Below are 13,412 nucleotides of genomic sequence, written 5' to 3' on the forward strand. Positions count from 1 at the left end.
CGTACTTCCGGGGCCGTTGAAAATGGGCCAACTTCAGCTATCTTAAGAACTTACGCCCATCGGCGGCGTGGAGGGTAAGCGAATGGCTAGCGGCCTGATTGGAATTCAGGTGCCCCGCAAGGGGTTGTGGGTTCGAGTCCCATGCCCTCCGCTTCTTAAATTATTTGACAACCCAATCTTAGATCTTCAAAGTTAGAAGCCTTGCCGGGGCCCGCGAAAGTGCCGCAACTGTTTTGCAACACTTTGGCGTCGCGCTGGTGCCCATACCTTTCGCCCTAACTCAAGGGCAGTGCGGTGGTGGTAGAACGTCATGGTGGTTTGGGGGCTCTTGTGCCGCGCCCATTTCTGGAGCTCGGCGATCGACAGGAGCAGGTCCATCCGGTTTTCCGCAAGAAGATCTTCGTGTGCTGTCCCGAGCAATCGACGTTCCCCGCCGGATACTCTCCCCGACGATTCTCATTGGGTGGTGGCCCCCTGTGATACCCTGTGGCTCTTCGATGTGAGAGACGTGGATCACTCGATCGCGCACCCAATCGCTCGCCTGCCCATCAAGGGTGACCTTGTAGAAGCCGTGGCCTTTGACGGCCCCACTGCGTGCTGTTTGCAGATGGTGCGACGGCATTGCTAGACGAAGCAAAAGATCGATGGCTTCGGACCCTATGACTGCAAGTAGAAGGGCTCTAAACCGCGGGGTCAGGTTATGGCTTTGCCAGCCGTACGGTGTCGAACATGCGGTCGTCTAGGTCATAGCTGCGCAACTCCAACGTGTTTCCGTTCACGTGGACCATGACGTAGTGATGACCTCGGCGGACTTGGTTTTGGAAGTAAGGCCGCGACGGAGCGGGGGTCTCCAGGTTGCCACCTCCGCCCCCGACGATCATGTACATTGGCGCGTTGTCGTTCGCGGCTTTGCCATCCTTCACGGGCCACGTCCGCTCGTACGAGTGAATATGGCCAGTCCACACGATGTCGACTCCGTGCTTCTCGTAGAGCTTTACGAGTTGACGCACACGGACGTCGCCCCGCGTGCTCTCGTTCACCTTCCACAGATCGCCGTAATCATCCTCATCGGACGAGTAAGGGGGATGGTGATGGCAAGCGAACTTCCACTTCGCGTCAGACTTCGCGAGTTGCTCGTCTAGCCACTGGTACTGCTCTGAGTCGGGGCCGACGTTGCGGTTCGAATCGACCATAAAGAAGTGGGCGTCGCCGTAGCGGAAGTCGTAGTAGTATTCGGGTTTTGGAAGCGACATGTACTCGAAGTAGTTACTCGCATTCTGCTCGTGGTTCCCAAGCACGGGGTACATGGGCACGCGCGAGATCAGCTCCTGCATGCCGGGGAAGAAGTGCTGGGTCCAATGGGCGTCGTTAACCCCAGTGTCGACCAAGTCACCAGGGTGCAGGAGAAAACTTGGCCGCTGTGCCCAGGCGTGCTTCGATAATTGACTTGCGACCACCGGACTACCCTGCGTGTCGCTGATCACCACGTAGGCAAACGGGGTACCGGGTAGCACGGCGGTTGAGAACGTCGAGACGTCGCTCGTGATCTGCTGGCCCGAGTCGTCCGTGCTTTCAACGCGGTAGAAATACTGTGTCTCGGGTTCGAGACCTGTGATGCGGACCTCATGAATCTCGGAGACCTCGTCAGCGCCGACAGTCTGGGAGCATTCTGCTGTGGGTCCGTAATGTACCGTCGAGCTAGCGGGAATGGATGTTTGCCACATCACCGTCATTCCGTCCTGTGTCCCGTTCTGAAGATACGGCGAGACGACCATCGACAGTTGATCGTTGCGGGCACCGGGTTGCAGTTCGGTGAGACGCGCCAAATGTGAGAAGGCGTGCGTAACCCACGCGGCCTTTGCCGCCATGTCGTAGACGCTCACCTCACGCAGTTTGCCTCGCAATGCGTTCGATGACGCTCCGGGGATCCCTCCTACCACGTATTGGTTGTTGTCTGAGTACTCAATTTGTCCTTCCAAACCAGCTTTCTCTGCCTCCAACTCGCCATTGACGTACAACTCGGCCGTGGAGCCATCGTACACCGCGACCACGTGAATCCACTGGCCCTTCTCGTACTTGGAGTTACTACGCAGCAGTACTGCTCCCGACGGAATGCGCAGCTCGAAGGTGAGATGCGTGGAGTCGTAACCCACAAGCCAACTGAACTCTGCCTTATCGCCGCACGCGCCGACGATTCCACCACGCTCTTCGGCTTCGTCGATTGCAAGCCACGCTGAGATGGTGATCGCCTCGGTTGGTAGATCAGAGTCCTTGCCTAAATCGCTTGAAGTGGCGACCACGCCTTCGCTGTGCGTTAGGTCGATTGCGCTACCGAAGCGGTCGCTCACGATGCGGGGAGAATGGCTTAGCGTGAGGTCGGGACCAAGCACGGCCCGGCACTCGCTGCCACGTATGGTGCTGCGTTTGAACACCCAGTGGGCCACCGGATCGGGGCCTTCGTGAGCGACTGCCCACGAAGAAAAGACAAAGGCACACGAGAGCATCAATGTGGCAAGAAGGAGGCGTATCATAAGTTCGGCTTGCTTTGTAGAAGTCGTAGGTGAAACGTGAACAATAAGGCTACGCACGCGGTGACAATACTTGCTGGCTCGGGAACAGGATGCCCTGCAAGGCTACGAGCGATCGCGTTCGCGAGCGATGGATTCGTGCGATGAAGCAGCGCCCAGTCGTCCAGATTCGTAACGCCATCGAGATTGATATCGCCGCGCTGATAACGATCGGCAATCGATCCGCCACCCTCGGCCAACCAGTGGGTGACGAAGGCAGTGACATCGTCTTCGCTGGCAAGTCCGCTGCCATTGCCGAAGACCATGCCATCGAGATTAATGTCCCCAGCGACGCCCGTGGGCGAAGGGACATCGAGGCCTCGAACGGTCCCTTGCAGGTTGAGTTCAAAGGGATCGATGCCCAGGTGCCAAAGCGCCGTTGGAACGACATCGCGAAGTGTCCCGCGCTGCATCGCGCTGCCATCTTCAACGGAAGTTCCGCTGACGATCAGTGGTACGTCCCAATTTATCGGCCCTTGCGCGGCGAAGTGGCTTGTTCCTTCACCACCGTGGTCCGAAGTTACCAATACGAGCCAGTTCTCGGTGCCATTGATGGCGCCGGGGCGAGCATTCATCGCGGCGACAATGTCGCCAATCTTCAGGTCGACATTGGCGAGTGCTGTATTGTAAGCCGCACTCTGCCAGCCACTGGTGTGGCCCGCGTGGTCGACATCGTCGAAATGCAGAAACATGGCGGTTGGATCACCTGTCGCGAGCAGATCAACCGCGTGGTCACGCACGGCCTGATCAGACACGCCTGAGATCTCCAGGTCGAGATCGGTGCTCGAGATGATGGAGGTATTGATCGGACTCCAGTGCGAAATGGAAGCCGTGGAGGCCGTCGGCATTGCTTGGCGAACGTAGCGAAACATCGATGGCCAAGTGGTGAACTGGCTGCTGGCAAAAGTGTTATCGCTAACGCCGTGCGTCGCCGCGCCGACGCCAGTGAGGATGGTCGACCAGTTCACGCCGCTCGCGCCGTACCCGCTAGGGGGATTCGGTGTGAGGGCACCTTCGTTTTGAAAGTCGAGCCTTGCCGCGCCGTTGGCTGCAAGAGCGGCCAAGTGCGGCAGTTCGTCGAGGTTCATGTACTGGCCACCGGCGCCATCAATGCCGATGACAAGCACACGATTATCCGCCTCCGCACACTGGTTCAGTACAACGAACAGCAGAAAGCCAAACGCAATGAGTCGAAGCATAGTCGGATACAGTGTCAACACGAAGGTAAACTTAACGATAGTCGGCACCGCCGGTGGTATAGACTTGGCTGGCGCGGGAACCTTGGTCGCTCCATACCTTGGGGTCGATGCTCTCTTCGACTTGCTCGACATGCCCGTCGACGTACACCATTTGGACGATTCCCGAGTGAGTGCTACCGAAGCTCAATTGCAACGCCTGACAGGCGGGCGACTCAGCGGAACGACAGACGCGCTGGTTTTCGGCGGGTGTGGTCTGCAAGTTGATACCGACAGCCGTGGAACCAAGGAACTCCGAGGGATCGCTAAAGCTACTATCGCCCGAGATCGCGGTGTCGATGTCGTCACTGCCGCCGTACCAATGGTCCTTGCGATTGCCGCGGCGATCCTCGGTTTGACGGCCTTCGGCTTCAATAGTCTCGTGGTCGGAAACCGCTTCGCCGACCATTAGGGTGTTCGAAGTTCCGTCAGTGATACGACGCAGGGCGATTCTCCCTTTGTTGCGATCCTCCTGATGGTGGACGCCGACGAGCACGCCGTCCGCCCCCTCCCACAGTGGCGGAGCCCCATCTTGTCGACCAACTCGCAACCAAAACGTCGGGTACTGAAGTTTCGCTAAGCCACTGCCAACTCCAATGTAAGAACCCGGCACGCGACGCATCACGATGTAACCATCAGCGGATTGATCGTACATGTGCTCGGGAAGGGACATCGAAGGGCAGCGGTACACGGGCATCACCGTCTCGACGAGCTGAATGTTGCGAAACTGATCACCAAGAGCCGCTGCGTCCGCATACTCTCCGCCGTTGTAGCCCCATTGATAGTTTCCCCCTCGATCCTCACCGATGGTGAGGTGCGAGAAGATGCTACCTTGCTCCAAGTAGGGTAGGATGAACGCCGACCACGCGCTTCCTTCACCGAGATACGCGCCCGGCGGCAGTGTGCCCTGCGAGGACTCGTAATTGAGGCACGCCAGGCCAATCTGCTTGAGGTTGTTGCTGCACTGCGATCGTCGCGCTGCTTCTCGAGCCGCTTGAACGGCGGGCAGAAGTAGCGCGACTAGGATGCCGATGATGGCGATCACTACCAACAGTTCCACCAGGGTAAAACCGCGCGAACGAGCGGCACGTCCATCCAATAGAGTCTTCATATTACCCGCGTCTCCTCACTTACAATGGTTCTTCCGTAACAGCCCACTCGCCCCCCTTGCGCGGGACGTATTTTCTACTTAGCCTCGGCGGCTTCTGACTACTGGTAACGTCAGCAGCACGGCGGCAGCCAAGCTTACGATCAGTCCCGACGAAGGCTCGGGCACGGTGGCACCGGCGATCAATCGCAGTGCCGCCGCTCCCACCATCGGGTTAGCGTTGTTGAGAATCGCCCAATCTTCCAGATCGACGATGCCGTTGTAGTCGAAGTCGCCCCACGCACGGGTATCGAGATCGCCGACCAGTCGACTGAACTCTTCGTCGGTGAACGGATTCACGGCAGACATTCGCTTTTCGTCAAGCCAGTGCTGGGCGAAAAGTCCTGCATCGGCGAGCGTGATGTTCATGTCGCCGTTGAGGTCGCCATCTACCAGTGGCGCGAAAGCCTGGGCGTAGCCATTGTCACGCTCGAAGATATACTCGCCCCAGTCATTGAGAACATCGTTGCCACCACCGGGAAGATTGTCGTTGTCGTTCAGACCGACGACGAACATCTTGAGATCGTCTACCACACCGCGGAAAAAGTGCGCCTCGGCCAGCGGCACGTCGAAAGACGTGGGACTTGTTGCACGCCCCACGGTGAGCGGGCTAATGTCGAGCGAGTCGATGTTCGTAAATACTTCCCCTTCGCCGATGTTAACGATGGTTTCGACGGCGTATTCGCCAAAAGCGATGGCCTCGGCCACGCCGTTGATGTAGAAGATCGATCCCTGACTCGGACCCATCGGCCGTACGACCGACAAGTGGTACCACTGGTTGGCGACCGCGGCGACATCGGTCGCGTAGTCGGCCGGCGTGAGTACAGGGTCGCCGGCTTGGAGCACGTCGTCGGGCGTGCCGAGTTGACCATCGGGGCCGGGAAGCTGCGTAGTCTCGACCTCGTAGCGACTAGCGTACCGCATCGAGAACTTCCCTTGGCTGTTGATCATCACACCATGCTGCTGGCTGTCCATCACGATGGCGTGCTGACCGGTAATGGCGGTCGGCTTGGCCCACAGTTCAAACCCACGATCGTTGATGCGGAAGTAGTTGAGCGAGCCACCCGGAGTGATGAGCGACGCGGCGCTCGATGGCGACTGCTCGGGGAAGTTCAACGCCTCGCCGAAGCCAGTCCGCAGGTACTGTCGGTCGACGGTCGCCGAGTTCAGTTGCAAGCCGATCTGTCCGTTTCCATCCGGTCGATCGGCGGTGCTCACGTAGGTAGCTCGCCGCGAAGTGGGGCTAACAGCCACTAGATCGATGAGCTGCTGCTGCCCCAGTGCACCCGCGCTGTCGTAGGTGACGTAGTTGCCCTGTGAGTCCTGCTGGGAGATCATCGAACCCGCGGTCGCACTCAAGTCGGCGTCGCCGAAGCGATAGTTGCGGTCCAGGTAGGGTGCTGGGGGTAGTGCGATCGTTGTTGCCGAAATGCCAAATGCACATGTAGCAACGAGCGGCATCAACCACTTACCTCGCAAGCGTTGGCCAAAGCGTTGCCAGACGCCGCCAAACAAGGCCAAAGTGACGAGCAACGCACCGGCGGGCTCAGGGACTTGTTGACCGGCCGAGCTTGCGGCGAGCGATCCGGAAGTTGTACCAAAGTTCTGCTTCCACAAAGCGTAGTCTGCGCCGTCCACGGTGCCGAGGTTGTTGCCATTGCCATTGAGTCCCCCGTCGTTCGCGGCACCCAGATTGTCACGCCACACGGTGTAGTCGGCCAGATTCACTTTGCCGTCGAGATTGAAGTCGCCTGGCAGGCCCATTACCTCTTCGTAGAAGTACTCGATGGTTCCCTCGACGATATCGCCTGAGCTAAGCGAATAGGTAAACACCAAGTCGCTGCCGGCCGCGGCCGCGGCGGGATCGGCGGGCAAACCCGATCGCAACTGGCCCAGCGACTCGCTTCGCGAGTTATCGAACACCGAGCTGCCGAACAGAAACGCCTCGGCAAACTGATTGGTGCTCGAGCCGAGCATCTCCCATTGCTCACCCGGCCCGTTGCCCGCGATCGCGTCGGGGTCGATGGGGCCATCCACGGCTTCGGTTGCTGTTGCCGAGAGCCCGCCACTTGGGTTCACCACCAGTTGACCGCTAGCACTGAACACGTCGAAACCCGTGATGCTGCTTGGTATCACGTCGTTGCCGGCGAGGTAGGCGCGGCCGTTGGCGGTGTTGATACGCAGCGCGAGAGGTTCGGCGGCTACCGACACCAGCACGTTGTCGATGGCCCACCACCAGTCGTTCCACGCTTGTTCAAGCGCGAACTCGAGCTGCAGCGTTGTGGCCGTGCCATTGTAGTTGAGATCGATCGAGACTCGTTCGTTCGTAGCGTCGGGCTTGTAGAAATCACCTTCGTCGTCCGAGTCCCAGCGAAGTACGTTCTGCGGAGCGCCTCCGTTGTAAATCGCCCGCACGAAAGCCGATTGATTGTTGTTACTGCCGGCCAAATCGTCGAAACCTTCGGGGCGCCAGCTCGAATCGAACGACAGTTTGATGCGCCCAGCGGGAATACCAGCGGGAATGTTGATGACCGGCGTCTTCGCACGGGCGTCGTAATAGTTGAACGGAGGATTCGCGCCTGGACTGGTGGGGCCGTCTTCCCACTCGTCGGGATCGGCGATGAAGACGTTGCCCGAGCCGCGCGTGAACTCGCTGCGTCCCTGATCGCCGGCCGTGTCGACCCACCAATCGCGATCCGCGGTGGCCCAGCCAGCCCATTCGGTGACGCCGTCGAAGGCCGGGCTGCCGGTGACAGGATCGGGAGCTCCCGAAATGGGAACACCCGAGTCATCGATGGTCCAGGACGCGGTGCCACCACCGGTGGTCGGTACGACCGAGACGGGCGGGGCTTCGCTCCACACGTTGGAGCCGGCGACTTGCTCTTCGACAGAGGGTCCCAGCGGCACGTCTTCGAAGTCTTCGAACAACAGAGTGAGCTGTGCGTTGGAAGTTCCCGCCGCGCTGAATACCAGCATTAGAGAGGCGAGTCGCACCAACCAGCCTGCCCGCACTCGCACACGACGACCAAGTAAGAGCACGGCTGCTCCAGCCGCGAGCAGAATCCCACTCGGTTCCGGCACGGTGTTACCACTCAGCATCGCACTAAACGCCCCCGCACCGAATTGTTGCTCGAACAGGCGTTGGAACTCCGTGTAGTCCGCCAACGAATGCCGACCGTCGAAGTCGAGATCGCCGAGAGAGTAACGAGTGGCCTGCGTAAGCCCTGCGAGAGGTGTCGCGTACCCAGCGCGAAATTCCTCCCAATCGAGAATGTCGACCGAGCCGTCGAAATTCAGATCGAGCACTTCGTAAGGTTGGCCACTCCCGCCAACGAACTCCACAATACCGACGAGTTGATCGTCGCTTCCTTCGACTAGGTAGTTGAAGCGGATATCGCCATTCTCAACGTAATAGCCTTGCCACACGTCGGCACCAAACTCAATCGAGCCATTGGCCGCGAAGGCGTGGCTGCTGAGGTGTAGTTCGCTTAGGTCGTTGGCGACACCGCCAACCTGCGTGGCCTGCACCCAATTGCTATTGGACTCGGACAAAAAGTCGGCCGCTGCTTCGTCGAATGCGCCGGCGGTCGAGCGGATCGAGTAACCGCGGAGATCCACGGTAGCCCCCGTTTGATTGACGATGGTCACTTCGCCCGTGCCGCGATCTATGATCGCTCGCAGCACGCCATCGGGTCCGGGATCGTTGCCGGTAAACACCTGCACGTCGTCCACCGCCCACCACCAGTCGTTGTTTCCTTGCATGCGAAACTCAAACTGCACGCTGGTAGCACCAGCTGGCACGCCGGTTAGGTCGTAGACCACACGCTCGTTGGTGGCCGTGTCTTTGAAGTTGGGGTCGGTGCTTTGCGAGGTCCACACATCAAGGTCCAGCGGGGCGCCCGTGTTGAACACAGCTCGAATCGTCGCCGTTTGTAGATCTTCGGGTACCCACGACGAACTGAAGGCCAGCTTCACTTGGTTACCAAGGCCCGCGATGTTGATCGAGGGAGTCTTGAGTGTCGAGTCGAATACACCATTCTCGGGGAGCAAGTCGGTCTCGGAGCTTCCGTCGGGATTGCCGAAGTCATCCCATTCGTCGGGATCGGCGACCGCGATAATTCCAGTGCCGTTAAGAAAGTCGGAGCGGCCTTGATTGCCCGCGGTCGCAATCCACCAGGCTTTGTCGACGAACCGCCAGCCTTCGAACTCCAGCACGCCGTTCTCCGTGTCACCAACCGAGGTCGTCAGGTTGACTTCGGTCCACCCGGTCGGACCCTGCGGGCCGACAGTCTGCCAAGCTTCGCGCTCGCGAAGCTCCGATTCGAACGTCACGACAGGCATGAGCGTCACGCCCTCGAAATCTTCGAACAGCAGATCCACGGCCTGGCAAGGCGTAGCCGACATCCAAAGGCAGGCAAGCCCGAGCCAAGTAGTCACAACGGAAGATAGAAAGTGATTTCGCATATCCGACCAGACTCCAAGAAGCAAAACGTCAGTTCCAACAGAGGAGTAGCAGCGAGCAACACACGCGGTACAGCAGATTGGCATCCTCCCGAGCCTTCCTTGCCGATGCTCGACAAGGAAGGCGTGGAGGAACTGCCAAGAAGAAATCAACCAAGCTTCCGGCGGACGCCGATCATCATCGCCCCACCGAGTACTAGCAGTGCCACAGTCGAGGGCTCGGGCACCACGGAAGTGGAGAGCTCGATGTTGTCGATTGCCCACCACCAGTTGTTGCCACCTTCGTACTCAAAGGCGAAGCGAACACTGCTGGCACCGGCTGGATCGAACACTAGGCTCACCGCTTCGTTGAGCGCGTCACCGCTGGTACCATCGCGAGCCAGAAGCTCGAGTGGATTTGCGGTGTCACCATCGAAGTAAGCCAGCACCGCAATCGATTGCCCATCTTCGGCACGGTAGCCCGAGTCGAATGACAGTACGAGTTGCGTGCCGGAGTCGACACCCGTGAGATCGATTTCAGGAGTTTCGAGCATCGTCAGCATGGTGCCGGTGGGGCTCCCGAGGTCGGTCCACTCATCGCCATCGGCAATGGCCACGACACCCGTACCGTTGGTGAAGCCCTCGCGGCCCTGCTTATCAGCGAACGTCCAGAACTCGGGCGTGGCGAAGCTCCAACCTTCCCATTCGAACACGCCAATGTTGTTATCGCCCTCGTTGCCCGCGTCGATGGTCGTGTTGCGATCCCACCCTGAGGGAGCTGCATGCGTGAAGGCCTCGGCGTACGACTCGGTCGGATAGTCAGTACCAAGAATCGTCGTTGCACTTCCGGGGGCACTAGTCACCTTGGCTCCGGCGCCGAGACGTTCGTTGACGCTGTCGCCAAGTACGGTGTCTTCAAAGTCTTCGAACAACACGGTGCCCGCCACACCAATTAGATCGACCACTTCAATATTATCGACGGCCCACCACCAGTCGTTGGCGGCGTTCGCCAGACGGAAGGAAAGCGTCGCCTCGGTCGCACCAGCGGGTGCTTCGAAGAATATCTGCGAACCATCCGAGGCAAAGTGCTGATCGGGGGCATCGTCTTTGAAGTTGAGCACGTCGCTCGCATCGGAATTCCACTTCACCACCTGCGTCGAACCATTGTTGAACGTTGCAATGATTTCGACCGCTTGATTATTAAGATTAACGACCGTGTCGCCCAGCGCTGCGTCGTCGAACGCTTCTGGGCGCCAGCTCGAATCGAAACCTAGCCCGTAAAATCCGCCAGCTTCGACAGCGAAGGTGGGGCTATTGAGTGCGCTGCTGAAGTAGCCACCATTGGTGGCGTCGTTCTGGCTATCCAGATCGAAGTACTCGTCGGCGTCGGCAATTGCAACCGTGCCCGAAGCACCCGAGGTTTGTCCGAAGAGGCCACGGTCCTGATTGCCGGCTGCCTCGCTCCAGAAGTTCTTGTTGGCAAAGCGCCAGCCTTCCCACTCGTCGACACCGATCGCCGGAAGACCCGTTCCCGGAACGCCTGGCGTAACGGTGGGGCTGCCATCGTACGTGCTGAGTGTATTGTCCGTGGTCCAGCCCGGCGTGGTTGCACCCCACACGCCCGGAATCGCGGTGGTGTCGGGCGTAGTAGCCACGACAGTGAGGATCGCAGTTCCCACGCGCTCGTTCACGCTACTTTGTAGCGACGGCAGCAGGCTGTCGAAGTTTTCGGAAAAGAGCACGGTCTGCCCGTTCGTCACCGCACCAGGTACCACGCTTGCAGCAACAAGTGCCGCTAGTTTCCAACGTTGCCATCTCATCAGTACACCCCTCCAGTTAGTGGTTTCAGTTTGTTGCCGACACCAAGTTGACCCATTGCCCGTCCACTTCTCGGTTGCTCGTTGTTTCGCAACGGCACAACCGTGAAGCCGGGCGAATCTTGAGCGCGGAGTGTGAAGATTGGATGACCGCTCGACTAACTTTTGCTGCAATCCAGAAAAAGGCCGTGTAGTCCTTTGCGGTTCTTGACTCTCTGCGCAATCTGCACACTTCCTTCACAATCGGGGCGGGGTTTCGATGGGCTCTTCGCCAGACGCTGTCGCGGGGCGCTGCGCAGGGCGTCAAGTTCTCTGCGCAACACGTCCCCCTGGGATGCCAGCAGTACGTTGTTAGACTTTGTTAGCGGTGGCCACGGATCCACAACAACCCATAAGAGGGGAGCATCAAATGGCGAGCACCGATACGACAGCCACGTTTAAGAGAACCACGGACGAGGTTCGCAAGATGTTCGAGCAAGGTGGTGATTCGCAGTATGGGCACGAGCAAGTCACGCAGATCGAGCACGCCCTCCAAGCTGCGTTCCTTGCCGAACGCGAGGGTGCGAGCGACGAACTTGTCACCGCCGCGCTGCTGCATGACATTGGCCACTTGCTCCATCACCTCCCCAGCGATGCACCCGAGCAAGGTATCGACGACCTGCATGAAGTGCTCGCGGCCGAATGGCTCGCGCGTCGTTTCCCGGCAATCGTCCTTGAAACGGTTCGGCTGCATGTCGACTCGAAACGCTACTTGAGCGCCGCAGAGCCCGGCTACTGGGCAACCCTGAGCGAGCCGTCCCAGCTTAGCCTTGAGCTGCAAGGAGGACCATTCACTGATGAAGAGTGCGAAGAGTTCCGGCGTGGTGAGTACTTTGAGGACGCAATTCGGGTTCGTCGCTGGGACGATCTCGCCAAGATCGAGAACCTCGAGACTCCACCTTTGGAGCACTATCTGCAGGTTGTCGACCGCGTGGCACTAGCAAGCAACTAGTGATACAGTTTTGGAGAAGAGGTAAGCAACAAGCCGGAGATCGATGCGATGCGTGAGAAAGTTGGAGTGATTGGCGGCGGAATTGCAGGACTCGCCGCGGCGTGGCGCGAGGCCGCCCGCGGCAACGACGTGACGCTCTTCGAACGCCACACGCACGCCGAAGGAGCCTCGATTCGCAACTTCGGCATGGTCTGGCCCATCGGTCAGCCACCTCACCTTCTGGAATCGGCAATGCTCAGCCGTTCCCTGTGGCTGGAGTTTCTTGAAGACGCGGGGCTGTGGTACTCCGCTCGCGGATCCGTTTTCGTCGCCCAGCACGAAGATGAACTGCGGGTACTCAGCGAGTTCGTCGACGTGGCAGATGGTCACGGCTACCAGTGTCGAACGCTGACGCCACAGAAAGCAGCCGAAGCGTGCCTTGGCGTGCGAAGCGAGAGCCTAGTAGGCGCGATGTTTAGCGAGACTGAAGTGGGTGTCGACCCTCGGCAAGTGGTTCGCCATATGCCCCAGTGGCTCGCCGATCGCTACAACGTAAAGCTCCAGTACGGCACGCCGATCGTCGCTGTGGATTACCCGCGCGTCGAGGCGAGCGATGGACGGACTTGGGAGTTCGATCGAGTGACTGTGGCTTCGGGCGCTGACTTCGCGCTGCTCTATCCCGAAGCGTTCCGCGAACAAGCAATCGCCAGGTGCAAGTTGCAAATGATGCGGACCGTTCCGCAGCCAGGCGGTTGGAAGCTTGGACCTCACGTGGCAGGGGGGCTGACTCTGCGCCACTACAAGTCGTTCGCGCATTGCCCCTCGCTGGGCGACGTTCAAGGCCGCATCTCCGCGGAGTATCCCGAACTCGACCGGTATGGCATCCACGTCATGGCCGCTCAAAATGGCCTGGGGGAAGTGGTTCTTGGCGATTCCCACGAGTACGGTGCCGACATCACGCCCTTCGATAGCGAAGAGATCCAGCAGTTGATGATCCGCGAGCTGCAACGATTCTTGGTACTGCCCGACTGGAATCTCTCCGCCCGCTGGCATGGGATTTACGTGGTTCGCCCGAATGGCGAGTTGCAGTTCGTTCATCACCCCGAGCCCGGTGTCACGGTAGTCATTGCCACCGGCGGATGCGGCATGACTATGTCCTTTGGGCTTGCCGAGCAGCGGATCTCGCAGGGCGATGCGCATGCCGCGGCGACTCCAGCCGCATCGCTGCACAAGTAG

The 13,412-nt window shown here is 59.3% G+C and carries 7 protein-coding genes and 1 tRNA gene; 3 read left to right on the plus strand and 5 right to left on the minus strand.

Annotation, left to right across the window (positions count from 1 at the left end; genetic code table 11):
• Window positions 1–69 precede the first annotated feature (69 nt).
• Window positions 70–151, plus strand: a tRNA-Ser gene (locus tag SH292x_RS07405).
• Window positions 152–698: 547 nt separating this feature from the next.
• On the opposite strand, the gene SH292x_RS07410 is transcribed toward SH292x_RS07405, so the two are convergent.
• The 5 genes from SH292x_RS07410 to SH292x_RS07430 all read right to left on the minus strand — a co-directional run bounded on the left by SH292x_RS07410 (window position 699) and on the right by SH292x_RS07430 (window position 11,209).
• On the minus strand, window positions 699–2,531 hold the full coding sequence (locus SH292x_RS07410; RefSeq protein WP_442484957.1) for a LamG-like jellyroll fold domain-containing protein: 1,833 nt from the start codon (window positions 2,529–2,531) through the stop codon (window positions 699–701).
• Window positions 2,528–3,766, minus strand: coding sequence for an alkaline phosphatase family protein (locus SH292x_RS07415; RefSeq protein WP_442484958.1), 1,239 nt, complete (start codon window positions 3,764–3,766; stop codon window positions 2,528–2,530). The genes SH292x_RS07410 and SH292x_RS07415 overlap by 4 nt, the downstream gene beginning before the upstream one ends.
• Before the next feature lie 31 nt (window positions 3,767–3,797).
• Entirely contained in the window at window positions 3,798–4,913 is a 1,116-nt protein-coding gene (locus SH292x_RS07420) for a DUF1559 family PulG-like putative transporter (RefSeq protein ID WP_442484959.1), read from the minus strand.
• Window positions 4,914–4,991: 78 nt separating this feature from the next.
• Window positions 4,992–9,353: a hypothetical protein gene (locus tag SH292x_RS07425; protein WP_442484960.1), complete on the minus strand. Its 4,362-nt coding sequence runs from the start codon at window positions 9,351–9,353 to the stop codon at window positions 4,992–4,994.
• Between the two features lie 206 nt (window positions 9,354–9,559).
• Window positions 9,560–11,209, minus strand: a complete 1,650-nt coding sequence (locus SH292x_RS07430) for a PEP-CTERM sorting domain-containing protein (RefSeq protein ID WP_442484961.1) — start codon at window positions 11,207–11,209, stop codon at window positions 9,560–9,562.
• A gap of 406 nt (window positions 11,210–11,615) precedes the next feature.
• Between SH292x_RS07430 and SH292x_RS07435 the strand changes: the two genes are divergently transcribed.
• On the plus strand, window positions 11,616–12,197 hold the full coding sequence (locus SH292x_RS07435; RefSeq protein ID WP_442484962.1) for a phosphonate degradation HD-domain oxygenase: 582 nt from the start codon (window positions 11,616–11,618) through the stop codon (window positions 12,195–12,197).
• Between the two features lie 48 nt (window positions 12,198–12,245).
• Window positions 12,246–13,412: a TIGR03364 family FAD-dependent oxidoreductase gene (locus SH292x_RS07440; RefSeq protein WP_442484963.1), complete on the plus strand. Its 1,167-nt coding sequence runs from the start codon at window positions 12,246–12,248 to the stop codon at window positions 13,410–13,412.

Source organism: Aeoliella fuhlenseeensis, from assembly GCF_052161615.1.
Taxonomy (GTDB): Bacteria; Planctomycetota; Planctomycetia; order Pirellulales; family Lacipirellulaceae; genus Aeoliella.

Bases quoted from the DNA above. Each gene is read 5' to 3' on its own strand.
- SH292x_RS07425 (WP_442484960.1), bottom strand. From the start codon at position 9,353: ATGTCGGCTACGCCTTGCCAGGCCGTGGATCTGCTGTTCGAAGATTTC.
- SH292x_RS07430 (WP_442484961.1), bottom strand. From the start codon at position 11,209: ATGAGATGGCAACGTTGGAAACTAGCGGCACTTGTTGCTGCAAGCGTG.
- SH292x_RS07420 (WP_442484959.1), bottom strand. From the start codon at position 4,913: ATGAAGACTCTATTGGATGGACGTGCCGCTCGTTCGCGCGGTTTTACC.
- SH292x_RS07410 (WP_442484957.1), bottom strand. From the start codon at position 2,531: ATGATACGCCTCCTTCTTGCCACATTGATGCTCTCGTGTGCCTTTGTC.
- SH292x_RS07440 (WP_442484963.1), top strand. From the start codon at position 12,246: ATGCGTGAGAAAGTTGGAGTGATTGGCGGCGGAATTGCAGGACTCGCC.
- SH292x_RS07435 (WP_442484962.1), top strand. From the start codon at position 11,616: ATGGCGAGCACCGATACGACAGCCACGTTTAAGAGAACCACGGACGAG.
- SH292x_RS07415 (WP_442484958.1), bottom strand. From the start codon at position 3,766: ATGCTTCGACTCATTGCGTTTGGCTTTCTGCTGTTCGTTGTACTGAAC.